This window comes from Streptomyces sp. NPDC058045 (assembly GCF_042885635.1).
Classification (GTDB): domain Bacteria; phylum Actinomycetota; class Actinomycetes; order Streptomycetales; family Streptomycetaceae; genus Streptomyces.
This window is the reverse complement of record NZ_JBHVRR010000026.1, coordinates 13,390-37,722: the sequence shown is the minus strand read 5'-3', so window position 1 is coordinate 37,722 and position 24,333 is coordinate 13,390. Positions and strand designations below refer to the sequence as shown.

Annotated in this window: 20 protein-coding genes; 2 read left to right on the top strand and 18 right to left on the bottom strand. The window is 73.7% G+C overall.

Annotated elements, in window-relative coordinates; genetic code table 11:
• Positions 1-78 precede the first annotated feature (78 nt).
• The 14 genes from der to ACFVST_RS17450 all read right to left on the bottom strand — a co-directional run bounded on the left by der (position 79) and on the right by ACFVST_RS17450 (position 15,753).
• The gene (gene der, locus ACFVST_RS17515) at positions 79-1,557 is read right to left on the bottom strand and encodes a ribosome biogenesis GTPase Der (protein ID WP_390152153.1); all 1,479 of its coding nucleotides are present in this window, start codon (positions 1,555-1,557) and stop codon (positions 79-81) included.
• A gap of 125 nt (positions 1,558-1,682) precedes the next feature.
• Positions 1,683-2,369 carry a lysophospholipid acyltransferase family protein gene (locus tag ACFVST_RS17510; RefSeq protein ID WP_390152151.1) on the bottom strand — a complete coding sequence of 229 codons (687 nt, stop codon included), beginning with the start codon at positions 2,367-2,369 and terminating at the stop codon, positions 1,683-1,685.
• A complete protein-coding gene (cmk, locus tag ACFVST_RS17505) occupies positions 2,327-3,049 on the bottom strand; it encodes a (d)CMP kinase (protein ID WP_390152148.1) in 723 nt (240 codons plus the stop codon). Before cmk ends, ACFVST_RS17510 begins: the two co-directional genes overlap by 43 nt.
• A 141-nt stretch (positions 3,050-3,190) precedes the next feature.
• The gene (locus ACFVST_RS17500) at positions 3,191-4,285 is read right to left on the bottom strand and encodes a prephenate dehydrogenase (protein WP_390152146.1); all 1,095 of its coding nucleotides are present in this window, start codon (positions 4,283-4,285) and stop codon (positions 3,191-3,193) included.
• Positions 4,282-4,644, bottom strand: coding sequence for a chorismate mutase (gene aroH / locus ACFVST_RS17495; protein ID WP_390152143.1), 363 nt, complete (start codon positions 4,642-4,644; stop codon positions 4,282-4,284). Before aroH ends, ACFVST_RS17500 begins: the two co-directional genes overlap by 4 nt.
• 133 nt (positions 4,645-4,777) lie before the next feature.
• Positions 4,778-5,911 carry a pseudouridine synthase gene (locus tag ACFVST_RS17490; RefSeq protein ID WP_390152141.1) on the bottom strand — a complete coding sequence of 378 codons (1,134 nt, stop codon included), beginning with the start codon at positions 5,909-5,911 and terminating at the stop codon, positions 4,778-4,780.
• The gene (scpB, locus tag ACFVST_RS17485) at positions 5,911-6,558 is read right to left on the bottom strand and encodes an SMC-Scp complex subunit ScpB (protein WP_390152138.1); all 648 of its coding nucleotides are present in this window, start codon (positions 6,556-6,558) and stop codon (positions 5,911-5,913) included. The genes ACFVST_RS17490 and scpB overlap by 1 nt, the downstream gene beginning before the upstream one ends.
• Entirely contained in the window at positions 6,555-7,622 is a 1,068-nt protein-coding gene (locus tag ACFVST_RS17480) for a segregation and condensation protein A (protein ID WP_390152135.1), read from the bottom strand. The genes scpB and ACFVST_RS17480 overlap by 4 nt, the downstream gene beginning before the upstream one ends.
• Positions 7,612-8,190 (bottom strand): hypothetical protein, encoded by a 579-nt coding sequence (locus tag ACFVST_RS17475; RefSeq protein WP_390152132.1) that lies wholly within the window; start codon positions 8,188-8,190, stop codon positions 7,612-7,614. Before ACFVST_RS17475 ends, ACFVST_RS17480 begins: the two co-directional genes overlap by 11 nt.
• On the bottom strand, positions 8,187-9,368 hold the full coding sequence (locus tag ACFVST_RS17470; protein WP_390152129.1) for a ParA family protein: 1,182 nt from the start codon (positions 9,366-9,368) through the stop codon (positions 8,187-8,189). The genes ACFVST_RS17475 and ACFVST_RS17470 overlap by 4 nt, the downstream gene beginning before the upstream one ends.
• 398 nt (positions 9,369-9,766) lie before the next feature.
• Complete coding sequence (ald, locus tag ACFVST_RS17465) at positions 9,767-10,882, bottom strand: alanine dehydrogenase (RefSeq protein ID WP_390152126.1); 1,116 nt, start codon at positions 10,880-10,882, stop codon at positions 9,767-9,769.
• Between the two features lie 143 nt (positions 10,883-11,025).
• Positions 11,026-13,191 (bottom strand): tetratricopeptide repeat protein, encoded by a 2,166-nt coding sequence (locus tag ACFVST_RS17460; protein ID WP_390152125.1) that lies wholly within the window; start codon positions 13,189-13,191, stop codon positions 11,026-11,028.
• A gap of 181 nt (positions 13,192-13,372) precedes the next feature.
• Positions 13,373-13,996 (bottom strand): NUDIX domain-containing protein, encoded by a 624-nt coding sequence (locus ACFVST_RS17455; protein WP_390152122.1) that lies wholly within the window; start codon positions 13,994-13,996, stop codon positions 13,373-13,375.
• 92 nt (positions 13,997-14,088) lie between these two features.
• Positions 14,089-15,753: a CTP synthase gene (locus ACFVST_RS17450; RefSeq protein WP_390152280.1), complete on the bottom strand. Its 1,665-nt coding sequence runs from the start codon at positions 15,751-15,753 to the stop codon at positions 14,089-14,091.
• Positions 15,754-16,264: 511 nt separating this feature from the next.
• On the opposite strand from ACFVST_RS17450, the gene ACFVST_RS17445 reads away from it, so the two are divergent.
• Positions 16,265-18,073 (top strand): glycoside hydrolase family 15 protein, encoded by a 1,809-nt coding sequence (locus ACFVST_RS17445; protein ID WP_390152119.1) that lies wholly within the window; start codon positions 16,265-16,267, stop codon positions 18,071-18,073.
• Positions 18,074-18,147: 74 nt separating this feature from the next.
• Here ACFVST_RS17445 and ACFVST_RS17440 read toward each other — a convergent pair whose 3' ends face one another.
• Positions 18,148-18,609 (bottom strand): GNAT family N-acetyltransferase, encoded by a 462-nt coding sequence (locus ACFVST_RS17440; protein ID WP_390152116.1) that lies wholly within the window; start codon positions 18,607-18,609, stop codon positions 18,148-18,150.
• A gap of 57 nt (positions 18,610-18,666) precedes the next feature.
• Between ACFVST_RS17440 and ACFVST_RS17435 the strand changes: the two genes are divergently transcribed.
• Positions 18,667-20,325, top strand: coding sequence for a PucR family transcriptional regulator (locus tag ACFVST_RS17435; protein ID WP_390152113.1), 1,659 nt, complete (start codon positions 18,667-18,669; stop codon positions 20,323-20,325).
• 13 nt (positions 20,326-20,338) lie between these two features.
• On the opposite strand, the gene ACFVST_RS17430 is transcribed toward ACFVST_RS17435, so the two are convergent.
• The 3 genes from ACFVST_RS17430 to recN form a co-directional block, all read right to left on the bottom strand.
• Positions 20,339-21,460 (bottom strand): glycosyltransferase family 4 protein, encoded by a 1,122-nt coding sequence (locus tag ACFVST_RS17430; RefSeq protein WP_390152110.1) that lies wholly within the window; start codon positions 21,458-21,460, stop codon positions 20,339-20,341.
• Positions 21,461-21,641: 181 nt separating this feature from the next.
• Complete coding sequence (locus ACFVST_RS17425; RefSeq protein ID WP_390152107.1) at positions 21,642-22,448, bottom strand: hypothetical protein; 807 nt, start codon at positions 22,446-22,448, stop codon at positions 21,642-21,644.
• Positions 22,449-22,481: 33 nt separating this feature from the next.
• A complete protein-coding gene (recN, locus tag ACFVST_RS17420; RefSeq protein WP_390152277.1) occupies positions 22,482-24,227 on the bottom strand; it encodes a DNA repair protein RecN in 1,746 nt (581 codons plus the stop codon).
• Between the last annotated feature and the right edge of the window lie 106 nt (positions 24,228-24,333).

The following is a 24,333-nucleotide window of genomic DNA, read 5'->3' as shown; positions in this document are numbered from 1 at the left end:
CCCCGCGGGCGCGGCGCGGGGGGGGGCCCCCCCCCCCCCCCCCCGGCCCCCCCCCCCCCGCCAACTCCCGTACCGCTGCTACTTCTTGCGGCTGCGCTTCTCGCGGACGCGGACCGAGATGTGGATCGGGGTGCCCTCGAAGCCGAACTCCTCGCGCAGACGGCGCTCCACATAGCGGCGGTAGCCGTGCTCGATGAAGCCGGAGGCGAAGAGGACGAACCGCGGGGGCCGGGTGCCGGCCTGGGTGCCGAAGAGGATGCGGGGCTGCTTGCCGCCGCGAACCGGGTGCGGATGGGAGGCGACCAGCTCGCCGAGGAACGCGTTCAGCCTGCCCGTCGGCACCCGCGTCTCCCAGCCGGCCAGCGCCGTCTCGATCGCCGGGACCAGCTTCTCCATATGGCGGCCGGTACGGGCCGAGACATTGACCCGCGGCGCCCAGGCGACCTGCCCCAGCTCGGTCTCGATCTCCCGCTCCAGGTAGTAGCGCCGCTCCTCGTCCAGGGTGTCCCACTTGTTGTACGCGAGGACGAGGGCGCGGCCCGCCTCGACGGCCATGGTGACGATGCGCTGGTCCTGCACGCTGATGGCGTCCGCCGCGTCGAGCAGGACGACGGCCACCTCGGCCTTCTCCACCGCGGCCGCGGTCCGCAGCGAGGCGTAGTAGTCGGCGCCCTGCTGGAGGTGGACCCGCTTGCGGATGCCCGCGGTGTCGACGAACTTCCAGGTGGTGCCGCCGAGTTCGATCATCTCGTCCACCGGGTCGCGGGTGGTGCCGGCGATCTCGTTGACGACCACCCGCTCCTCCCCGGCGACCTTGTTCAGCAGGGAGGACTTGCCGACGTTGGGGCGGCCGATCAGGGCGATCCGGCGGGGCCCGCCCAGACCGGCGGCGCCGAAGGTCTCCTGCGGCGCCTCGGGCAGCGCCTCCAGGACGGCGTCGAGCATGTCGCCGGTGCCGCGGCCGTGCAGCGCGGACACCGGGTGCGGCTCGCCGAGGCCGAGGGACCACAGATAGGAGGCGTCGGCCTCGCCGCTGGGCCCGTCGACCTTGTTGGCGCAGAGCACCACGGGCTTGCCGGCCTTGCGCAGCAGCCGGACCACGGCCTGGTCGGTGTCGGTGGCGCCGACGGTGGAGTCCACCACGAAGACCACCGCGTCCGCGGCCTCGATGGCGTACTCGGCCTGGGCGGCGACGGAGGCGTCGATACCGAGGACGTCCTGCTCCCAGCCGCCGGTGTCGACGACCTTGAAGCGGCGCCCGGACCACTCCGCCTCGTAGGTGACGCGGTCCCGGGTGACGCCCGGCTTGTCCTCCACGACGGCTTCGCGGCGGCCGATGATGCGGTTCACCAGAGTCGACTTGCCGACGTTGGGGCGGCCGACGACGGCGAGCACCGGGAGCGGGCCGTGCCCGGCCTCCTCGATGGCGCCCTCCACGTCCGCCGTGTCGAAGCCCTCTTCCGCGGCCAGCTCCATGAACTGGGCGTACTCGGCGTCCCCGAGTGCGCCGTGGTCGTGCTCGGAGCCGTCCGCTCCGGGCTGGGTGTGCTCGTTCATGAAGTCCGTACCTCGTTCTTCGGTGTGGTCGGTGGAGCCGCCCGGCGCGGTGCCGGGGGTCCACTGCTGGGGCGGCCCGGGATGCGCGCCCCGGGCCGGGTGCCGCGCAGCGGCTCAAGTGTGGCTCAGCGGCTGGTGAGCCGCCTGGCGTTTTCCAGGTGGGCGGCCAACCGCCGCTGGATGCCCTCGGTGGCCTCGTCCAGCGCCTTGCGGGTACGCCGCCCGCCGGGCTCGGCGGCCTGGAACGGCTCGCCGAAGACCACGTCGACCCGGCTGCGCAGCGGCGGCAGCGCCCGGACCAGGCGGCCCTGCCGTTCCGCGCTGCCCAGGACCGCCACGGGCACGATGGGCGCCCCGCTGCGCAGCGCGAAGTAGGCCAGGCCGGCCCGCAGGGAGGCGAAGTCGCCCTCGCCGCGGGTGCCTTCGGGGAAGATGCCGAGGACGCCGCCCGCCGTGAGGACGGCGAGCGCCCGGGTGACCGCGGAGCGGTCGGTTCCGCTGCGGTCGACGGGGAGTTGGCCTATGCCGCGCAGGAACGGGTCCAGCGGGCCGACGAAGGCCTCCTGCTTGACGAGGAAGTGCACCGGCCGGGGCGCGGTGCCCATCAGCATCGGGCCGTCGACGTTGTGCGAGTGGTTGCCAGCGAGGATGACGGGGCCGGTCGCGGGCACCTTCCAGGCGCCCAGGACCCGCGGCCGCCACAGCCCGTACATCAGGCCCACGCCGATCCTGCGGCCGACGTCGGCCCGCCGGGCGGAGGGGGCTTCGGTCACCGTGCGGCCCGCTTCTCCTCGACCAGGGTGACGACGCACTCTATGACCTGCTGGAGGGTGAGGTCGGTGGTGTCCACCTCGACGGCGTCGCCCGCCTTGGCCAGTGGGGAGGTCTTGCGGCTGGAGTCGGCGGCGTCCCGCTTGGCCAGGGCCTCGCGGGTGGCGTGGACGTCGGCGCCCTGGAGCTCGCCGCTGCGGCGGGCGGCGCGGGCCTCCGGCGAGGCGGTGAGGAAGATCTTCAGATCGGCGTCGGGCAGCACCGTGGTGCCGATGTCACGGCCCTCGACGACGATCCCGCGCTCGGCGGCGGCCGCGATGGACCGCTGGAGCCCGGTGATCCTGGTCCGCACCTCGGGCACCGCGCTGACCGCGCTCACCTTGGCGGTGACCTCCTGGGTGCGGATCGGGGCCGCCACATCGGTGCCGTCGACGGTGATGGCGGGCGCGGCCGGGTCGGTGCCGGAGACGATCTCGGGCTTGCCCGCGGCGGCGGCGATCGCGGCCGCGTCGCTCACATCGACGCCGTTGGCCACCATCCACCAGGTGATGGCGCGGTACTGGGCGCCGGTGTCCAGATAGCTGAGGCCGAGCTTGGCGGCGACGGCCCGGGAGGTGCTGGACTTGCCGGTGCCGGAGGGGCCGTCGATGGCGACGATCACAGCCGGGGCCTCGGGGGCGGCGGGCGCGGCGGCCGGTGCGGCGGTTGCTTCGTTGTCCACGGGGACGGTGACCTTCCTGGTGCGGTGGCGGGGGCGCCGGGGCGTGGGCGTCGACCCGCCCCCGCACAAGGTTACCGGCCGCGCCGGGCCGCGATTCCCGCCCCTGTGGACAACTCCCGCTCCCCCGCCCGGCACGGGCTCCTACTGCCGGATCGACCAGCCGCGGTCCCGCAGCGCCGCGGTCAGTACCGGCACCGCGGACGGCTCCACCATGAGCTGCACCAGGCCGGCCTGCTGCCCGGTGGCGTGCTCGATGCGGACGTCCTCGACGTTGACCCCGGCCTGTCCGGCGTCGGCGAAGATCCGGGCGAGCTGGCCCGGCTGGTCGTCGATGAGGACCGCGACCGACTCGTAGACGGCGGGCGCCGCGCCGTGCTTGCCGGGGACGCGGACCTGGCCGGCGTTGCCGCGGCGCAGGATCTCGCGGACGCCCTCGGTGCCCGCGCCGCGCTCGGCCCGGTCGGCGGACTCCAGGGCGCGCAGGGCGCGGACCGTCCCGTCGAGGTCGGCGGCGAGCTCGCTGAGCAGGTCGGCGACCGGGCCCGGGTTGGCGGAGAGGATGTCGACCCACATCCGCGGGTCGGAGGCGGCGATCCGGGTCACATCCCGGATGCCCTGGCCGCAGAGCCGTACCGCGGACTCCTCGGCGTGCTCCAGGCGGGCGGCGACCAGCCCCGACACCAGGTGCGGCATGTGCGAGACGAGGGCGACGGCACGGTCGTGCGCCTCGGCGTCCATCACCACCGGCACCGCGCGGCAGAACGCGATGACCTCCAGGGCGAGGTTGAGCACCTCGGTGTCGGTGGAGCGGGACGGGGTGAGCACCCAGGGGCGGCCCTCGAAGAGGTCGGCCCCGGCGGCGAGCGGCCCGGACCGCTCCCGGCCCGACATCGGATGGGTGCCGATGTAGCAGCTCAACTCGTCCTCGCCCAGGCCCAGTTCGGCCAGCGCACGGGCCGGTCCGCCCTTGACGCTGGCCACGTCGAGATAGCCGCGGGCCACTCCGCCCCGGATCGCCTCGGCCAGCGCCTCGGCCACATGCGCGGGCGGTACGGCGATGACGGCGAGGTCGACCGGCCCCTCGGGCTCGCTGTCGGTGCCCGCGCCGAGCGCGGCAGCGGTACGGGCCTGGCCGGGGTCGTGGTCGGCCAGGTGCACCGTGATGCCGCGGCTGCGCAGGGCGAGGGCGACGGAGGTGCCGATGAGGCCGGTGCCGATGACGAGTGCGGTTCTCACTGGGCGATGTCCTTGCGAAGGGCGGCGGCCGCGCCCAGGTAGACATGGGCGATGTCGCCGCGGGGCCGGTCCGACTCGACATGGGCGAGTACCCGGACCACCCGCGACATGGCCCCCTCGACGGACAGTTCCTGGGCGCAGATCAGCGGTACGTCGGTGAGGCCGAGGCCGCGGGCCGCGGCGGCCGGGAAGTCGCTGTGCAGATCGGGGGTGGCGGTGAACCAGATGCTGATCAGGTCGTCCGCGGTGAGCCCGTTGCGGTCCAGGATCGCGGTGAGCAGCTCGGTGACCCGCTCGCCCATGTGACCGGCCTCGTCCCGGTCCAACCGGACCGCGCCCCGTACCGCCCGTACCGCCACGTACCGCTCCCTGCCCGCTTCGGCCGCGGTGGCCGCCGGGGGCCGCCGCCTTGTGCGCCTCCCAGCCTAGCCAGCCGCGGCGGGCCGGACGTCCGGCGCCCGCCTGCCGAGACGCCGCCCGCCGCGGCACCCCCTACAGCTCGACCTCCTGCATCAACATGCCGACCTCGGTGTTGGACAGCCGCCGCAGCCAGCCGGACTTCTGGTCGCCGAGGGTGATCGGCCCGAAGGCGGTGCGCACCAGCCGGTCCACCGGGAAGCCGGCCTCTGCGAGCATCCGCCGCACGATGTGCTTGCGGCCCTCGTGCAGGGTGACCTCGACCAGGTAGTTCTTGCCGGTCTGCTCGACGACCCGGAAGTGGTCGGCGCGGGCGTACCCGTCCTCCAGCTGGATCCCGTCCTTGAGCTGCTTGCCCAGGTCGCGCGGGATGGGGCCCTGGATCGCGGCGAGGTACGTCTTGCGCACGCCGTAGCGGGGGTGGGTGAGGCGGTGGGCCAGCTCGCCGTGGTTGGTGAGGAGGATGACGCCCTCGGTCTCGGTGTCGAGCCGCCCCACGTGGAAGAGGCGGGTCTCCCGGTTGGTGACGTAGTCCCCGAGGCACTGGCGCCCCTCCGGGTCCTCCATGGTGGAGACCACTCCGGCCGGCTTGTTCAGCGAGAAGAACTGGTACGACTGGGTCGCCACGGTGAGCCCGTCGACCTTGATCTCGTCCTTCTCCGGGTCCACCCGCAGGCCCTGCTCGACCACGATGGAGCCGTTGACCTCGACCCTGGCCCGGTCGATCAGCTCCTCGCAGGCCCGCCGGGAACCGTAACCGGCCCTGGCCAGCACCTTCTGCAGGCGCTCGCCCTCCTGCTCGGCGCCGGGGAACGTCTTGGGGGTGCTGACCTGCTTGCGGCCCGCGTACCGCTCGCGGTTGCGCTCCTCGGCGCGTGCCTCGTACTCGCGGGAGCGGGCGGGGGCGGTGCGTCCGCCGCGCTGCTGCTGGCCCTGCTTGGGTCCGCCCTTGGCGCCGCCGCGGGCGCCCGCGCCCCGGCCCTTCTGCCCGCCGGACGCGCCGCCACCCGACGGCCCGCCGCCGGAGGCCCCGCCACCGGGCTTGCCGCCGCCGGACCTGCCGCCTCCGCCGCCGGAACCTCCCGCCTCGTGGCGGCGCTCCTCGGGGCGGGGCCGGCCGGCCCGCTTCTGCTTGTCGTCGCGGGAGTTGCCGGCGCCCCGGTGGTTCCCACGTCCGCTGTTCCTGCCGCTGCTGCCGCTGCTTCGCATCAAAGTTCCGTCGTCGTGTCCGTCTGGGTGTGTGCATCGGTGTCCGGAGCGTCCGGATCGAACGACGGAACGCCCTCCTGAGTGTCGGCCTCGATCGCCTCCGCCTCGGGGAGGAAGGGGGCCAGCTCGGGGAGCTCGTCCAGGCCGCGCAGGCCCATCCGCTCCAGGAAGTGGTTCGTCGTCCGGTACAGGATCGCACCTGTCTCGGGTTCCGTGCCCGCCTCCTCCACCAGACCGCGCTGGAGCAGGGTCCGCATCACGCCGTCGCAGTTCACCCCGCGCACCGCGGAGACCCGGGAGCGGCTGACGGGCTGCCGGTACGCGACGACGGCCAGGGTCTCCAGCGCGGCCTGGGTGAGCCGCGCCTGCTGCCCGTCCAGGACGAAGCCCTCGACGGCGGCCGCGTAGGCGGGCCGGGTGTAGTAGCGCCAGCCGCCGGCCACCGGCCGCAGTTCGAAGCCGCGGCCCTGCACGGTGTACTCGTCGGCGAGGGCGCGCAGGGCGTCGGCGATCTGCCGGCGGGGCCGCTGGAGCACCTTGGCGAGGTGCTCCTCGGTGGCGGGTTCGTCGACGACCATCAGCACGGCCTCCAGGGCCGGCCGCAGATCGAGGTCGGCCACCGCCGGCGGCCCGCTCTCCTCGCTCATCGCTCCACCTTCCGCTCGTCCCCCGCCTCGTCCTCTTCGGGTACCGGCGGCGGACGGTCGAACTCGTCGGTCACCGTGGGCTGTTGGTCGCCGTCGCCGCCGGTCCAGCGGATCGTGAGGGCGCCGAGCGCGGTGTCCTGCTCCAGCGCCACGGCCTTCTCCCGGTACAGCTCCAGCAGGGCGAGGAAGCGGGCGACCACGGTGAGGGTGTCCGCGGCGTCCGCGACCAGCTCGCTGAACGGCGCCTCCCCGAGCTTGCGCAGCCGCTCCACCACCAGCTCGGCCTGCTCCACGACGCTGACCAGCGGGGCGTGGATGTGGTCCACGTACACCTGCGGCTCGGGCTTCGGCTGCATCGCCTTCACCGCGAGCCGCGCGAAGCCCTCGGCCCCGATGCTGATGACCACCTCGGGCAGCAACTCCGCGTGCTGCGGCTCCAGTCCGACGGTACGCGGATACCGGCGGCCCTCCTCGTCCATGCGCGCACTGAAGATGTCCGCGATCCGCTTGTACGCGCGGTACTGGAGGAGGCGGGCGAAGAGCAGGTCCCGCGCCTCCAACAGGGCGAGGTCGGCCTCGTCCTCGATCTCGGCGGCGGGCAGCAGCCGGGCCGCCTTCAGGTCCAGCAGGGTCGCGGCCACCACCAGGAACTCGGTGGTCTGGTCGAGGTCCCAGTCGGGCCCCATGGCGCGGATGTGGGCCATGAACTCGTCGGTGACCTTGGAGAGGGCGACCTCGGTCACATCCAGCTTGTGCTTGGAGATCAACTGGAGCAGCAGATCGAAGGGGCCCTCGAAGTTCGCCAGCCGCACGGTGAACACACCGTCCTCACCGGCCCCCTCCCCTGCCTCACCTCCGCCCGCGGCAGACGGCTCGGGTTCCTGCTCCGCGATGACGGGCGCGGGCGGGGCCGCCAACTCGGGCTCGGGCGCCGCGGGTTGGGCGGGCGAAGGCCCCGCAGGCGGTGGGTCGGCCGGTGGCGGATCCGCCGGTACCGGTTGCGGCGCCTCCGGGCCGAGGCCGAGTCGCCGCCGTCTTCCCCCGCTGCCGGGGTCAGCGGCCACGGAGCCGCCGTACCAGGATGCTCGCCTCGCCACGGGACTCCAGGTCGGCCAGGACGACCGCGACGGCCTCCCGGACGATACGGCCGCGGTCCACCGCGAGGCCGTGCTCGCCGCGGAGCACCAGCCGGGCGTGCTCCAGGTCCATCAGCTCCTCGGCGGAGACATAGACGGTGATCTTCTCGTCGTGCCGCTCCCGCCCGCTGGGGCGCCGGCCGCCCGCGCGGCCGCGGCGACGTGCCGAACCGGCCCCGGCCGCCGCGTCCTTGGCCCCGGGCGCCTTGCCGCCGGCGGCCTTCGCCCCGGCGTCCTGCTCGGCGCCCGTCTCGCCCTCGCGGCTGCGGGAGCCCTCGGTACCGGGCTGGGCGGCGGCGTGCTGCGGTGCCTCGGCGGCGGTAGCGGTGCGTTCGGCGTCGGTGAGCGCGGCGCCCTCCCGGGCCGCGGCCGCGTCGCTCTCCCCGGCGGGTGCCGGTACCCGCGGCTCGCCGTTGGCCTGGCGTCTGGGCGTGGACGCCGTGAGCGCGGTCCCCCCGGTGGTGCGGAACAGTTCGTCGGCCCCGGGCAGACTCACACGGCGTGACACCGGGCGAGCACCTCCCTGGCGAGCTGGCGGTAGGCGGCGGCACCGACGGAGTTGGAGGCGTAGGTGGTGATGGGCTCACCGGCGACGGTGGTCTCCGGGAAGCGCACGGTGCGCCCGATGACCGTGTGGTAGACGTGGTCGTCAAAGGCCTCGACCACCCGGGCCAGGACCTCGCGGCTGTGCACGGTGCGCGAGTCGTACATGGTGGCGAGGATGCCGTCGAGCTCCAGGTCCGGGTTGAGGCGCTCCTGGACCTTCTCGATGGTCTCGGTCAGCAGGGCCACCCCGCGCAGCGCGAAGAACTCGCACTCCAGCGGCACGATCACCTTGTGCGCGGCGGTCAGCGCGTTCACCGTGAGCAGGCCGAGCGAGGGCTGGCAGTCGATCACGATGTAGTCGTACTCGGACATCAGCGGCTTGAGGGCGCGCTGGAGGGTGGACTCGCGGGCCACCTCGGAGACGAGCTGCACCTCGGCCGCGGACAGGTCGATGTTGCTGGGCAGCAGGTCCATGTTGGGCACCGCGGTCTTCAGCAGCACCTCGTCCGCGGACATGCCCCGCTCCATGAGCAGGTTGTAGACGGTGAGGTCCAGCTCCATCGGGTTCACACCGAGGCCGACCGAGAGCGCGCCCTGCGGGTCGAAGTCGACCAGCAGGACCCGGCGGCCGTACTCGGCGAGCGCGGCACCCAGGTTGATGGTCGACGTGGTCTTGCCGACGCCGCCCTTCTGGTTGCACATGGCGATGATCTTCGCCGGGCCGTGGTCGGTGAGCGGGCCGGGGATCGGGAAGTACGGCAGCGGGCGGCCGGTGGGGCCGATGCGCTCACGGCGCTGGCGCGCGGCGTCCGGCGCGAGCGTGGCCGCGTACTCCGGATCGGGCTCGTACTCGGCGTCGGGGTCGTAGAAGTGCCCCTCGGGCAGTTCGTCGTAGTCGGCGAAGTGGCCGGTGTTGTCGCCACTTCGGTTGCCGGCCATGGCGTTCACGTGATGGCCATCCATGCTCTGGTGTGCTGCCGGTGCCCCGGGCGGGGCTGTCAGCGGGCTCCGGTGGGCTGCGAGGTCGTACACGGCGACGGAGCCGGCCGCCTCGGGACCCGTGGAGCCCCCGTCCGTCGCAGACGCTCCTGGCCAGCCGCTCCCGGGAGTAAATGTCGACTCATTCACAAGTCGTCTTACCTCCTTGTGCGTGACCAGGAACATTTATCGATAGGTCAGCGTGGCACCATGCCGACGGTTGGCGACTCTATGGCGTGTCACCGGTCCGCAGCAACACAATCCGCCGGACCCGGCACGATGTGTCGGCAACCGAACACCCCTGTGTCAAGGGCGCACAGCGGGCGTTCGCAGGCTTTCCGAGGTGTGCGAATCGGCTGAACCGTTACGTTCGAGGCGAGTTGAGCACGCCGAGAGCGAACACGGGTGGGCAGTTCGCACAGTGGCACGACACACACCGGAACGCGTACGGCCGGACCTCGTCACCAAGGTCCGGCCGTATGCGTGAGGCGGGCTACGGGAGTTGACGCCCGGGGGCGGCGGGCGTCGCGTCCCGCCGGGGCGGCGGGTCAGCCGAGCAGAGTCGCCAACTCGACATGGTCCAGATCGTGCGCCTCGGCGACCTCGCGGTAGACGACCTTGCCGTCATGGGTGTTGAGACCCTTGGCGAGCGCCGGGTCGGCGCGCAGCGCGTCCACCCAGCCGCGGTCGGCGAGCTGCACGATGTAGGGCAGCGTGGCGTTGGTCAGCGCGTTGGTGGACGTGTTGGGCACACCGCCGGGCATGTTGGCGACGCAGTAGAAGACCGACTCGTGGATCGGGAAGGTCGGCTCGGCGTGGGTGGTGGGGCGGGAGTCCTCGAAGCAGCCGCCCTGGTCGATGGCGATGTCGACAAGGACACTTCCGGGCTTCATCCGGGAGACCATCTCGTTGGTGACGAGCTTGGGCGCCTTGGCCCCGGGGATGAGGACGGCACCGATGACGAGGTCCGCGTCCAGTACGGCCTTCTCCAGCTCGAAGGCGTTGGACATGATCGCCTTGACCTTGGTGCCGAAGATCCGGTCGGCCTCGCGCAGCTTGTTGATGTCGGTGTCGAGCAGGATCACCTCGAAGCCCATCCCGACGGCGATCTGGGTGGCGTTCCAGCCGGAGACCCCGCCGCCGATGACAACGGCCTTGGCGGGGGTGACCCCGGGCACCCCGGCGGGCAGCACACCCCGGCCGCCGGCTGAGCGCATCAGGTGGTAGGCGCCGACCTGTGGGGCGAGGCGGCCGGCCACCTCGGACATCGGGGCGAGCAACGGCAGCCCGCGGCCGGGCAGTTCGACCGTCTCGTAGGCGATGGCGGTGGTGCGGGACTGGATGAGCGCGTCGGTGCACTCCTTGGAGGCGGCCAGATGCAGGTAGGTGAAGAGGATCTGGTCCTTGCGGAGGCGGTGGTACTCCTCGGCGATGGGCTCCTTGACCTTGAGCAGCAGGTCGGCGGCGGCCCAGACCTCGTCGGCGGTGGGCAGGATCCGCGCACCGGCAGCGGTGAACTCCTCGTCCGTGATCGATGAACCGAGGCCCGCGTTCCGCTCGATGACGACCTGATGCCCGTGGCGGACCAGTTCGTTGACTCCGGCGGGGGTGATGGCCACCCGGAACTCGTTGTTCTTGACCTCGCTGGGAATGCCGACCTTCATCGTCGATCACGGTCCTTGACTCAGGGGAATTCGGGCATTACGGACTCGCCGAACACGCGAGGGCGCTACGGGAGACGCCACGGAGGGGAACGCGGCAGAGCCAGTTTAATGAAGGAGTTCCCGCTGTCTATCCTTACAAAGCTTCAATCTTTCGCGGAGGAACCGCCGGTTTCGCAGGCAGAAGGTGGAGTTTCACCCTCCGATTCCTTGTCGCGCCCCTCGGTGACGGCGTCACCGCAGCTCATGACCGCCGCCACCGGCGCCTTCACCGGCTCCCCGGCGGGCTCCGGTTCCCGGCCCAACATGCGCCCGGCCGCCTCGCGGTGGAGCCGGGCGGCGGCCGGGTCCCCGAGCCGGTCCAGGGTGTCCGCCAACCGCACCTGGAGCGCGGCCTGGAGCCGTACGTCACCCGCGGCCTTCGCCCAGTCCACCGCCTCCTGGCAGGTGCGCAGCGACTCCTCGGGGCGGCCCGCGTACTCCTGGACCCGGGCCAGCTCGATCAGCGCCCGCGCCTGCCCCGCCACCTCACCGGCCCTGCGGTACGCGGCGATCGCCGAACGCCAGCCGCGCAGCGCCTCCCCGTACCGCCCGGCGTAGGTCTGCACCCCGGCGATCCGCCCGTACAGGCGGGCCGCGTCCGCGTGCTCACCGCGGGCCAGCCGCTCGGTGAGGGCCCGGCCGAACCAGTCCGCCGCCCGCGCCCCGTCCCCCAGCTCCTGATGTGCGGCGCCCAGGGACTCCATGGCCCGGCCCGTCGCGTACGGGTCACCGGCGGTACGGGCCGCGTCCAGGGCGGTGCGATAGCGGACCAGGGCGTCCCGGGTGCGGCCGTTGTGCGCGTCCAGGTCGGCCAGGTTGAGCAGTGCCGCGGCCCGCTCCCGGTGCAGGTCCCGCCGCTCGGCCACGTCCAGCACCAGCTCGTGCAGGCCGTACAGCTCGGGGGCGGCGGCGCGGCTGCCGTGGTGCGCGGTGAGGGCCCGCACCAGGGCGGCGATCAGCCGCCGGGCCAGGGTGTCCAGATCCCCTTCGGCGACGGCGGTACGGGCGGCGGCGAGCAGGGCGGGGCGGCGGGAGTCCAGCCAGCGGCAGGCGCCGCGGCGGTCCTCGAAGCGCAGCGCCCGCGGCAGCCCGGCGAGGCGGCGGCGGGCGGGCGAGCCGGCCGGTTCGGTGACGGCACGGCAGGAGCCGAGCAGCCGTACCGTGCGTTCCAGCATCCGGGCCCGGGCCAACTGGATCTCGGCGGGCCGGTCCTGGCGCTCCATGTACCGGCGCAGCAACGGGACCAGGCAGTCCGGCACCCTGTACTGCACCGGCTCGCCCGCGGCCGGCCGCAGCAGCCCGCGGCCCGCGAAGTCGTGCAGGGACTCGGCGGCGGCGGAGACGGTGCAGCCGGCGAGGGCGGAGGCGGTGTGCGGGTCGGTCAGGCCGGCCGGGGCGAGGCACAGCAGTCGCAGTATCCGGGCGGCGGTGGGTGGCAGGTCCGCGTAGACCTGGTCGAGGAGGCGGTCCAGGGCGGGGCCTTCGTCGGGCCGGGTGTGCAGCCGCTTGGCGAGGTCGGCGACGGAGGCCTTGGGGCGGGCGGCGAGCCAGCCGCCGGCCAGCAGCAGCGCCGCGGGCTGCGCCCCGCACAGCTCGACCAGGCCCTCCGCGGCCCGCGGATCGCAGGTGATGCGGACCGAGCCGGTGTGGCGGCCCAGCAGTTCCAGTGCGGCCTTGGTGTCGAGCCCGCCGAGGGTGCAGGGCCGTACGTCGGGGATGCCGGTGAGGGGGCCGGCGGTGACGGCGAGGAAGAGGCAGCCGGGGGCGTCCGGCAGCAGCGGTTCGACCTGGGCGGCGTCGGCGGCACCGTCCAGCAGCAGGGCGGTACGGCGGCCGGTGAGGGCGGTGCGCAGGGCGGCGGTCAGATCGTCCTCGGCGGTGCCGGGCGGGGTGGGCACCCCGAGCGCGTCGAGCAGTTCCCGGGCGGTGCGCGCGGTGGGTACCCGGGTGCCGTCCGGTTCGGTGAGGCGGGCGCGGAGCACACCGCCGGGGTAACGCTCTGCGACCTGCCGCAGGAGTTCCTCGGCGAGGGCGGTGCGGCCGGAGCCGGGGCGTCCGGCGATGAGCAGGACCCGGGGGCGGGCCGGGCCACGGCCGGCCAGGGTGTCCAGCCCGGTGCGCTCGATGTCAGCCGCGAGTTCCTTCAACTCGGTGTGTCTGCCGAGGAATTGACTGTTCGCCGGCTCGCTGCCGCGGGGGTTGCCGGGGGCGGGCGGGGCGGTCTCACCGGGTGTGGTGCCGCCGTCGAAGTCCACCGCCTGATCCGTCACGGGTCACGCTCCCGTCTCCTGCGCGCACAGGCCCGCCGGGACTCCGGTCAGGCGTGCTGCAGAGCCTAGTTCACGCTCTGCGATGATCCGGCGGGAGCGCGACTGCCGCTTCCCTCGATCGGATCAGCGGATCGTCACACCGTCCCGGAGCCCGACGGCTGTGGCTCCGGCCGGGTGTCCGTCAGTGCGTGAACGGCCGGGCCGGCCAAGGCGCGTCGGCCGGGCGCAGCGCGTCCTCCCCGTCGCCCGCCCGGACCGCGGCCAGCGAAAGCACGCCGACCACCAGGCAGTTGTTGTGCAGCTCGCCCGCCAGCACACCGCGTACCAGGTCCTGCCACGGCACCCGGGCGTACTCCAGGTCGGCCTCCTCGTCCTCCACCGCGAAGCGTTCGCCCTCCGCCTCGGCGAGGTCGCGGGCGAGGAAGATGCGGACCGCCTCGTCGCAGCCGCCGGGGGTGGTGTACACATCGGTCAGCACCCGCCAGTCGTCCGCCTTGACGTGCGACTCCTCGAAGAGTTCGCGCTGGGCGGCGTGCAGCGGATTCTCCCCGGGCACGTCCAGCAGCCCGGCGGGGATCTCCCACAGCTTCTGCCGCACCGGGTGCCGGTACTGGCGGATCAGCAGCACCCGGTCCTGGGCGTCCACGGCGAGTACGGCGACCGAGCCGGGGTGCACCTGGTAGTCGCGGCCCACCACCGAACCGTCCGGCATCACCACCCGGTCGGTGCGGACCGAGGTCTTGTTCCCGGTGAACGGGGTCGCGCTGGAGCGGACCTCCCACTCCTCCGGTGTGTCGCTGATCATCGTCTCGCCCTGTCCTTCCCGACGCCTGTACACGAACGGACCGGGGTGCGCCCCCGTGGAACGCACCCCGGCCAACCGTAACTCCCGGCGGGCTACGCCCTCTTCCCCGTCTTCCGCTCCACCGCGGCCTTCACCAGGCCGGCGAAGAGGGGGTGCGGGCGGGTCGGGCGGGAGCGGAGCTCCGGGTGGGCCTGGGTGGCGACCAGATAGGGGTGCGCCTCACGCGGGTACTCGACGTACTCGACCAGCTTTCCGTCCGGGGAGGTGCCGGTGAACTGGAGGCCGGTCTTCTTCTCCAGCTCGGCGCGGTAGGAGTTGTTCACCTCGTAGCGGTGGCGGTGGCGCTCCTCCACGTACTCCCGGCCGTCGTGGACCTCGCGGACGAGGGAGCCCTCGGCGAGCTTCGCCGGGTACATGCCGAGCCGCATGGTGCCGCCCAGGTCGCCCTCGCCGGCCACGATGTCGAGCTGCTCGGCCATGGTGGAGATCACGGGATGCGCGGTGGCCGCGTCGAACTCGGTGGAGTTGGCGTCCTCGATACCGGCGAGATTGCGGGCCGCCTCCACCACGACGCACTGGAGGCCCAGGCAGATACCGAGCAGCGGTACGCGGTTCTCCCGGGCGTAACGGATCGCGCCCACCTTGCCGTTGACGCCGCGCTCGCCGAAGCCGCCGGGGATCAGGACGGCGTCCACATCACCGAGGTGCTCGGCGGCACCGGCGGGCGTCTTGCAGTCGTCGGAGGTGACCCACTTGACCTTCACCCGGGCCCGGTTGGCGAAGCCGCCCGCCCGCATCGCCTCGGTCACCGACAGATAGGCGTCCGGCAGGTCGATGTACTTGCCGACGAGGGCGACGGTCACCTCGTGGTCCGGATTGTGCACCCGGTCCAGCAGGTCGTCCCAGGTGTGCCACTCGACGTCCCGGAACGGCAGGTCCAACTTCCGCACCACGTAGGCGTCCAGGCCCTCGGAGTGCAGCACCTTGGGGATGTCGTAGATCGACTTGGCGTCCACGCAGGCCACCACGGCGGCCTCGTCCACGTCGCACATCAGGGAGATCTTCTGCTTGATGGCGGTGGGCACCTCGCGGTCGGCGCGCAGCACGATCGCGTCCGGCTGGATACCGATGTTGCGCAGCGCGGCCACCGAGTGCTGCGTCGGCTTGGTCTTCAGCTCGCCGGACGGGCCGATGTACGGCAGCAGCGAGATGTGCACCACGAACACGTTGTCCCGGCCCACCTCATGGCGGACCTGGCGCACCGTCTCCAGGAACGGCAGCGACTCGATGTCGCCGACGGTGCCGCCGACCTCGGTGATGACCACGTCGACGTCGTCGGTGGCCATCCGGCGGATGCGGTGCTTGATCTCGTTGGTGATGTGCGGGATGACCTGCACGGTGTCGCCCAGGTACTCGCCGCGCCGCTCCTTGGCGATGACGGTGGAGTACACCTGGCCGGTGGTGACGTTGGCCGAGCCGTCCAGGTCGACGTCGAGGAAGCGCTCGTAGTGGCCGATGTCCAGATCGGTCTCGCAGCCGTCGTTGGTGACGAACACCTCACCGTGCTGGAACGGGTTCATGGTGCCCGGGTCGACGTTGAGGTACGGGTCGAGCTTCTGCATCGTGACCCGGAGGCCCCGGGCCTTGAGGAGGGCACCGAGGGAGGACGCCGTGAGGCCCTTGCCGAGGGACGACGCGACACCCCCGGTGACGAAGATGTGCTTGGTCGTCGAGGAGGTCAACGAGCGGTTCGGCATGGCCAACGCGGGGCTCCCGTGGTCGCGGTCTGAGGTGCGGAGCGGCACGGCTCCGGAGACTGCGGACTGCTCCGGGGGTGCCTTCGCTGCGGCTCGGGGGTCTCGACCGCTCCGTCGGAGCCCACCGGTCCACGGGCTACCAGGGTAACAGCGCCCACAGGCGACTGCTTCCGGCCACTCTCCGCACCCGTCCGGTGCCCCAGGGAGACGGGTCGGGCGGGTTCCGCGGCACTCACGCGATCAGAGACGCCGGGTTCCTCGGAGGAACTGCGCGGAGCCCCTTGCAGCGTCGTATCCTCTTCGGACACTCTGCCGCCGGAGGGCCGGCCGGCGGGCGGACACCACCCCTCGTTCGTTCGCGGTCACAGCCGTCGTCGGCGCCTGTAACCAGGCACTTTGCACATACTCGATAGATCGATCCCCGAACCGGCCCCGGAGCCGGTTTCCCCCCTGACCGCACCCAGCGGATGCCGCCCGGAGCCCGGGCGGTGACGTGGCCGTTTGACTGGAGATGTACGTGGCCGGGCGTATCGAGGACTACGCACTCATCGGAGACATGCAGACCGCGGCACTGGTCTGCCGGGACGGCACAGTCGACTGGCTGTGCCTGCCCCGCTTCGACTCCCATGCCGTATTCGCTGGCCTGCTCGGTACGGAGGAGCACGGATTCTGGAGACTGGGCCCGGCCCACGCGGCGGGCGCCCAACCGCCCGCCGCCACCCGGCGCGGCTACCGCGGCGACTCCCTCGTCCTGGAATCCGAATGGGACACCCCCCGCGGCACGGTGCGGGTCATCGACTTCATGCCGCCGCGGGACGGAGCACCCCAACTGACCCGGATCGTGGAGGGCGTCAGCGGGCAGGTCCCGATGCACTCGGCGCTGCGGATGCGGTTCAGCTACGGGCGGATCACGCCGTGGGTGCACAAGCTCGACGGGCGCACCGTCGCCGTGGCCGGACCGGACTCGGTGTGGCTGGACACCGACGCCGAGACCTACGGCGAAGACCTCACCACCTACTCCGACTTCACCGTCTCCCCCGGTGAGCGGGTGGCGTTCACCATCTCCTGGGAGCCCTCGCACCGGCCGGCCCCCGCGCTGCCGGAGCCGGTGGGCGCGCTGGAGGCGACGGAGGAGTTCTGGCGGGAGTGGGTGTCGCAGTGCACCTACCACGGGCCGTACCGGGAGGCCGTGGTGCGCTCCCTGATCACGCTGAAGGCCCTCACCTACGGGCCCACCGGCGGGATCGTCGCGGCTCCCACCACCTCCCTGCCGGAGGAGATCGGCGGGGTGCGCAACTGGGACTACCGCTACACCTGGCTCCGCGACGCCGCGATCACCCTCTCCTCGCTGCTGCGCACCGGCTACCGCGACGAGGCCCGCGCCTGGCGCGAGTGGCTGCTGCGCGCCGTCGCCGGCGACCCGGAGAACCTGCAGATCATGTACGGCATCGCCGGTGAACGGGAGCTGGGCGAGGCCGAGTTGGACTGGCTGCCCGGCTATGAGCACTCCCGCCCGGTCCGCGTCGGCAACGGCGCCGCCCAGCAGCTCCAGCTCGACGTCTACGGCGAGGTCACCGAGGCCCTCCACCTCGGCCATATGACGGGCCTGGCCCGCAACGACTACGCCTCCGTGCTCCAGCTCAAGCTGATCAGCTATCTGGAGGACCACTGGGACGAGCCCGACGAGGGCATCTGGGAGGTCCGCGGCCCCCGCCGCCACTTCGTGCACTCCAAGGTGATGGCCTGGGTGGCCGTCGACCGCACCATCAAGCTCATCGAATCCGGTGACGCGGAAGGCCCGTTGGAGCGCTGGCGGGCCCTGCGCGACGAGATCCACCGCGATGTGTGCGAGCACGGCTACGACAAGGAGCGCAACACCTTCACCCAGTCCTACGGCTCCCAGGAGCTGGACGCCTCGCTGCTGCTGATCCCGCAGATGGGCTTTCTGCCGCCGGACGACAAGCGCGTCATCGGCACCATCGAGGCGATCCAGCGGGAGCTGTCCACCTCCGACGGCTTCATCCTGCGCTATCCGACGATCGGCGGCGACGCCGGTGTGGACGGCCTGGAGGGCGACGAAGGGGCCTTCCTGGCCTGCTCGTTCTGGCTCGCGGACGATCTGGCGATGATCGGCCGGGTCGACGAGGCGCGCAAGCTCTTCGAGAAGCTGCTCGCGCTCCGCAACGACCTCGGGCTGCTCGCCGAGGAGTGGGACCCGCGGCTGAAGCGCCAGGTCGGCAACTTCCCGCAGGCCTTCAGCCACGTCCCCCTCATCGACACCGCCCTCCGCCTGACCGCCAGCGGGGCGTACGGGGGTTGAGCCTTCGGTACGACTTCGGAGCCCCGTCCCCTGCTGGGGCGGGGCTCCGGACCGCGGCCTCAACCGGCGCCGGTTCAGCGGGGGATGGTGACGGACATCAGGGGCAGCACCCGGCCGGCGATGGAGCCGGAGGGGACTTCTCCGATACGGACGGCGCCCATCGCCCGGTAGAAGGGCTCGGCGTTGGGGTCGGAGTCGATGGTGAGCCGGGCGAATCCCTGGTCACGCGCGGCCGCGAGGGTGTGCTGGAACAGCAGGCGGCCGATCCCCCGGCCGATGGCCCCCGGCTCCACGAACATCATGCGCAGCTCGCCGGCCGGGGGCTCTCCCCCCAGGGTGGTGAAGCCCAGGATGTGGCCGTCCCGCTCGGCCACCGCGGTGCGTCCGTCTCCGAACTCCTCGGCGCGCACGGTGAGTTCGTCCCGGCACGCCGCCAGGAAGTCGGCGTCGTAGCCCCAGTGGGCCTTGGAGCGAAGTGCCAGCTCGCTGAGGGGCCCGGCTTCCGTCACCCGTGCCGGTCTGATCAGCACGCTCATCTGCGCCTCCGGTCTGAAGTGGGTCCCCTGATCCTCCCATCGCGGTAGCGTCCGCGCATGAGCGAGTCAGCCGACCCGGGCTCCGCCGGTATCACCGTGCAACGCGCCCTGGACCTCCCCGGGTTGCGCGGCGGGCTGCCCGAAGTCGTCGCCGGGACAGAGCAGTTGCACCGCACCGTGCGCTGGGTACACGCGGGCGAAGTGCCCCATATCGCCTCCCTGCTCAAGGGCGGCGAACTCCTCCTCACCACCGGCCTCGGCCTCGGCACCCGCCCCGCCGAACAGCGCGCCTTCGTACGGGACTTGGCGCGGCGCGGGATCGCGGCCCTGGTGGTGGAGCTGGGGACGCGCTTCGACCGGTTGCCCGCGGCACTGGTGGAGACGGCGCGTGGTGCGGGCCTGCCGCTGGTGCAGCTCCACCGCGAGGTGCCGTTCGTGACGGTCACCGAGGAGATCCACACCGAGATCGTCAACGGGCACTACGCGCTGCTGCGGCAGGCGGAGGAGGTGCACGGCCGCTGCACCCGGGCCCTGCTCGGCGGTGGCGGCATCCCCCAAGTCCTCGCCGTACTGGCCGACTTCGCCGGGAACCCGGTCTTCTTGGAGAGCGCCGACGGGCGGCTGCTGTACGCCGCGGGCGGCACCCCCGAGGAGTGCGCCGACCCGCTCCAGGTGTGGCAGCGGCTGCGCGGCACCCCCGCCGCCCGCGAGGACGGCCCCCCGGCCGGTTCGCTGCTGGTGGACGTGCCGGGCGACGGGCCGCCCGGCCCCGGTGGCGGCGGTCCGGTGCGGGCCAGGCTGGTGCTGCTGCCGGTGGACGGGCGGCTCGGGCCGGTGCACCGGATCGCCGCGGAACGCGCCGCGGGCAGCCTCGCCGTGGTCCTGATGCAGGCCAGACAGGAGGACGAGTTGGCCGCCCGCGGCCGGGGCGACTTCCTCAACGACCTCGCCGAGGGCCGCGTCAGCGCCGAGGACGCACCCGCCCAGGCCCGGGTACTCGGCTTCCGGCCCGGGGACACGCCGCTGCTGCCGATGGTGATGCGGCTCCCGGCGGGCGCCGTGGACCTCTCCCCCGGCGGCTGGTCGGTCCTGGCCCGCGCCGTCGCGGAGGAACTGGCCGCGGTCGGGGTGCCGGTACTGCTGGGGGTGCGGCCGGTGGAGGGCCGGGTGCCGCTGCTGCTGGGGCTGCGCTCGGAGTCGGAGCGTACGGCGGTGGCGGACCGGGTGGCGGCGGCGCTACGGGCCGGGGTGGAGCGGGCCGGGCCGCGAGCAGCGGGGGCGGCGCGGCCGGTGGTGGTGGCCGGGGTGGCGGGCGGCTGGGCGGCGGCCTCGGCGGGACTGCGGCACGCCGCGGAGACCGCGTCCGCGGCGCAGGGGCTCGGCGACCGGCCCTGGTACGACGCCCGGCGCCTCGACATCGACCTGCTGCTGTGGCGGCTGCGGGACCACCCGGATCTGGCGGCGTTCGTGGACCGGGCGATCGGGCCGCTGCTGGCGCACGACCGGCGCTCCCGGCAGCCCCTGCTGCCGACCCTCCAGACCCATCTGGCGCACGCCGGGCGCAAGGCGGAGACCGCCCGCGAACTCCACCTCAACCGGCAGACCCTGTACAACCGGCTGGCCCGCATCGGCGACATCCTCGGCACCGACCTGGACGACCCGCACACCGTACTGGCCCTCAGCCTCGCCCTGCGCGCCCGCCGGCACCTGGGCTGAGAGGGGGCACCAACTACGCGCTGCGGCCGGTCAGTTCGTCGTAGATGCTGAGGAGCTGGCCGACCCAGGAGTCCTCGGTGGGCCAGTCGGCGGCGCGGGCGAGGCCGCGGGCGGCGAGGGCGGTACGGCGGTCCGCGTCGTACAGCAGCCGGGACACCGCCGCCGCCAGGGCCGCCGCATCGTCCGGCGGTACCAACTCGGCGCCGTCCACGACCAGTTCGGCCAGGGCCGGGGCAGCGGCGGCGACCAGCGGCACCCCGGCCCGCAGCGCCTCCTGGGCGAGCAGCGGCCGCGCCTCCCGGCCGGCGGGGAGCAGCGCCACATCGGCGGCGGCCACCAGCCGCGGCACATCGGAGCGCAGCCCCAGCAGGCGTACCGGGAGGTGTTCGTCGCGGATGCGGCGGGTCAGGGTGGGGCGCAGCGGGCCCTCGCCGGCGATCAGCAGCAGCGGCGCCGGGTCGCGGCGGCGCCAGGCGCGGGCCGCGTCGAGCAGCGCGAGCAGCCCGGCGCGGGCCTCCAGGGGGGCCGCGCAGAACAGCAACGGGCGGCCCATGGCGCCGAGTTCGGCCCGGATCTTGTGCCGGTCGCGTTCGCCGTCCGGGTCGGTCGCCGGGCGGGCGGGGGCGGTGGGCAGCGGGGTGGCGGCGAGGCGGGCGTCCCGCGCGCCGCTGGCCCGCGCGCCGTCCACCACGGTCGGGGAGGCGCCCAGCACCACGGAGGCGGCGCGGGCGGCCCGCCGTTCCAGGACGCGCCGCCAGGGCGCGGCCGCGGGACGGGTGGTGGAGGGCCAGGTCACCACCAGCGGGACGGGGCGGCCGCGGAGCGCGAACGCGGCACGCAGTGCCGGACGCAGACCATGGGCGTGCACCACATCGGCGCCGGTGCAGACGCCCCTCAGCAGCGCCAGGGCGGACGGGCGGGAGCCGCGGGCGGGCAGCGGCCGGTGCCGGGCGCCGGTGCCGGTGAATCCGAGGGCGCGCTCGGCCTCCTCGGGCGCGCAGACCGTGACCCGCACACCGCGGGCGGTGAGCCCCGCGGCCAGGGTCCGCACCGGGCCGCCGGTGGCGGTGTCGGACGCCGCCAGCACCTGCACGGCGTGCAGCGGCGGGCGGCCGTGCGGTGCGTGACTGGTCACGTGGCCGGGGCTCCTGGTGTTCGACGGCGGGACTGGCGGACGGGTGGCACGCCGGGGCGCGGACGAACGTACCGCACCAGCGTGGTGGCCGAAGTGCAGTGCACAGCATGTCATTTGGCCCGAGGCCCGGGAGATGCGCGGTACGCCGGTGGACGGCCGGGCAGCCCGGCGACCACGGGTTTCACTCACATGAGTGAGCGGAACCACAGGCTCCACGGAGACCGGCCGCGACAGCCTCCACCCCGCCCCCGGCCAGTGCGCTGACCCGCCCACCGCAGACCGCGGCCGCGGTGAACACGGCGGCGTGCAGCAGCAGTCCGGTACGCCCGTTGCCCGCGACGACGGCCGTACCGAGGGCGGCACCGAGTGCATGGGCGCCGGTGTCGCCGAGCATGGTGCGGGCCGCGGCGTCGTCGGGCAGTACGGCAGCGGCGGCGCCGACGACGGCCGCGGCCAACTCCCCGCCGGGGCCGGGGCGCAGGACCCCGGGGGCGCCGAGGGCGAGAGCGGCGGCGGTGGCCCGGCCGGGGCGCACATCGACCAGGTTCACGAAGTGTGCGGCGCCCGCGATGACCACCCCGGCGAGCAGCCGGTCCACCGGCCGCCGCTTGAGCAGCACCCCGGCGGCGAGCGCGGCGGCCGTCACCCCGAAGAGTTTCACCACGCCACTGGTGACCTCGCCCTCGGCCAACGCCCCGAGGTGGGCGGCGAATCCACGGCGCGGATCGTCCGCCCCCGCCACATCGTCATAGGCACGGCAGGCCGCGGCGCCCAGTACGGCGAGCGCGGCGGCGGGGCCGGCGCCGCGGACCGGGAGGGCGGCGGCGGTGAGGGCGGCCGCCGTGGCGGGGCCCGCGTACAGGTCGACGGGGTGGCCGCGGTGGTTGGTCCGCTGCCAGCGCTCCCGGCCGCCGGGTGCGGTGCGGCGGAGTGCGGCGAGCCCGGTGCGGGCGGTGGCCGCGGCGGTGAGCAGGGGGCCGACCCGCATCCGAATCCCCTTCGTCCTCAAGGTAGTTGGTGGTCAGGGCTCGCTGCGGGCGGTGGCGAGGAGTTCCTCGGCGTGGGCGCGGGCCGTCTCGGAGTCCTCCTGCCCGGCCAGCATCCGGGACAGTTCGCGGACGCGGTCCTCCCCGTCCAGGATCTGCACCCCGGAGCGGGTCACGCTGCCGTCGTCGGTCTTCTCCACCAGCAACTGCCGGTCCGCGAAGGCCGCCACCTGCGGCAGATGTGTGACGACCACGACCTGCGCGGAGCGGGCCAGCCGGGCGAGGCGGCGGCCGATCTCCACCGCGGCCTTGCCCCCGACACCCGCGTCGACCTCGTCGAAGAGATACGTCGGCACCGGGTCGGTCCCGGCGAAGACGACCTCCACCGCGAGCATCACCCGGGACAGCTCACCGCCGGACGCGCCCTTGGCGATGGGCCGGGGCGGGGCGCCGGGGTGCGGGGCGAGCAGCAGCTCCACCTCGTCGGCGCCGGTCGGACCGCAGGCCAGGGTGCGTCCGTCGATCTCCACCCCGTCCGGGTCCTCGTGCTGGCGCACATCGAAGGTGACCCGGGCGTGCGGCATGGCGAGGGAGGCCAGTTCCTCGGTGACGGCGGCCGCGAAGCGCGCCGCAGCCTCGGTCCGCGCCTCGGTCAACTCGCGTGCGGACCGGGCGAGTTCGAGGTGCAGCGCGTCGCGTTCCGCGGTGAGTTCACCGAGCCGGTCGTCGTCGCCGTCGAGTTCGGTGAGCCGGGCCGCGGCCTGCTCGGCCCAGGCCAGTACGGCGGTGACGCCCTCGGCGCCGTCCTCGCCGGGGGCCGGGGTGCCGTATTTGCGGACGAGCTGAGTGAGGGCGGCGCGGCGCTCCTCCACGGCGGCCAGCCGCAGCGGGTCGGCGTCCAAGTCGTCGGCGTAGCCCGCGAGTTCACCGCCGACATCGGCGAGGAGGATGCCGATCTCGCTCATCCGGTCGGCGAGTGCGGAGAGCGCCGGGTCGTGGGCGCGGACCGCGTCCAGGACGCGGTGGGCGCCCGCCACCAGGGTGCCCGCGTCGACGCCCTCCGGGTCCTCCGGGTTCCCCGCGAGGGCGGCGTGGGCGGCGGTGGCCGCGGCGGCGAGGGCCTCGGCGTGGCCCAGGCGCTCGGCCTCCGCGGCGAGTTCGGTGTCCTCACCGGGGCGGGGTTCGACCGCGGCGACCTCGTCCAGCCCGAAGCGCAGCAGGTCGGCCTCCTGGGCGCGTTCCCGGGCCCGGGTGGTGATCTCGTCCAGCTCGGCGGTGACGGCGCGCAGCCTGCGGTAGGCGGCGGCGTACGCGGTGAGGGGCTTGCCGACGGCGTCCCCGGCGTAGCGGTCCAGGGCCTGCCGCTGCCGGGCGGGCTTCAGCAGGCCCTGCTGGTCGGTCTGGCCGTGTACCGCGACGAGTTCGTCGGCGATCTCGGCGAGCAGTCCGACCGGCACCGACCGGCCGCCGAGATGAGCCCGGGAGCGCCCCTCGGCGGAGACAGTACGGCTCACCAGCAGCGCGCCGTCGTCGAGTTCGGCCCCGGCCTCCTCGGCGCGGGCCGCGGCGGGCGCCGCGTCCGGCAGGCTGATCCGCCCCTCGACCACGGCCTTGCGCGCGCCGATCCGCACCAGGGCCGGGTCCGCGCGCCCGCCGAGCAGCAGGCCCAGGCTGGTGACGACCATCGTCTTGCCCGCGCCCGTCTCGCCGGTGACCGCGGTGAAACCGGGTGACAGCTCGACCACCGCGTCGTCGATGACTCCGAGCGACCGTATCCGCATCTCCTCCAACACGCCCTCGACCTTACGAGGTCACGGGGGCGCTGTGCGACGGGCCCCGGCCGGGTTCGGTGAAGATGCAGGTGGCGGGGGGCCGTGTCACCCGCGG

Excerpts from the sequence above, each read along its gene's own strand:
- ACFVST_RS17455 (WP_390152122.1), bottom strand. The coding sequence starts at position 13,996 with ATGATCAGCGACACACCGGAGGAGTGGGAGGTCCGCTCCAGCGCGACC.
- ACFVST_RS17440 (WP_390152116.1), bottom strand. The coding sequence starts at position 18,609 with ATGAGCGTGCTGATCAGACCGGCACGGGTGACGGAAGCCGGGCCCCTC.
- scpB (WP_390152138.1), bottom strand. The coding sequence starts at position 6,558 with ATGAGCGAGGAGAGCGGGCCGCCGGCGGTGGCCGACCTCGATCTGCGG.
- ACFVST_RS17490 (WP_390152141.1), bottom strand. The coding sequence starts at position 5,911 with ATGCGAAGCAGCGGCAGCAGCGGCAGGAACAGCGGACGTGGGAACCAC.
- ACFVST_RS17445 (WP_390152119.1), top strand. The coding sequence starts at position 16,265 with ATGTACGTGGCCGGGCGTATCGAGGACTACGCACTCATCGGAGACATG.
- ACFVST_RS17450 (WP_390152280.1), bottom strand. The coding sequence starts at position 15,753 with ATGCCGAACCGCTCGTTGACCTCCTCGACGACCAAGCACATCTTCGTC.
- recN (WP_390152277.1), bottom strand. The coding sequence starts at position 24,227 with ATGCGGATACGGTCGCTCGGAGTCATCGACGACGCGGTGGTCGAGCTG.
- ACFVST_RS17425 (WP_390152107.1), bottom strand. The coding sequence starts at position 22,448 with ATGCGGGTCGGCCCCCTGCTCACCGCCGCGGCCACCGCCCGCACCGGG.
- ald (WP_390152126.1), bottom strand. The coding sequence starts at position 10,882 with ATGAAGGTCGGCATTCCCAGCGAGGTCAAGAACAACGAGTTCCGGGTG.
- ACFVST_RS17435 (WP_390152113.1), top strand. The coding sequence starts at position 18,667 with ATGAGCGAGTCAGCCGACCCGGGCTCCGCCGGTATCACCGTGCAACGC.
- der (WP_390152153.1), bottom strand. The coding sequence starts at position 1,557 with ATGAACGAGCACACCCAGCCCGGAGCGGACGGCTCCGAGCACGACCAC.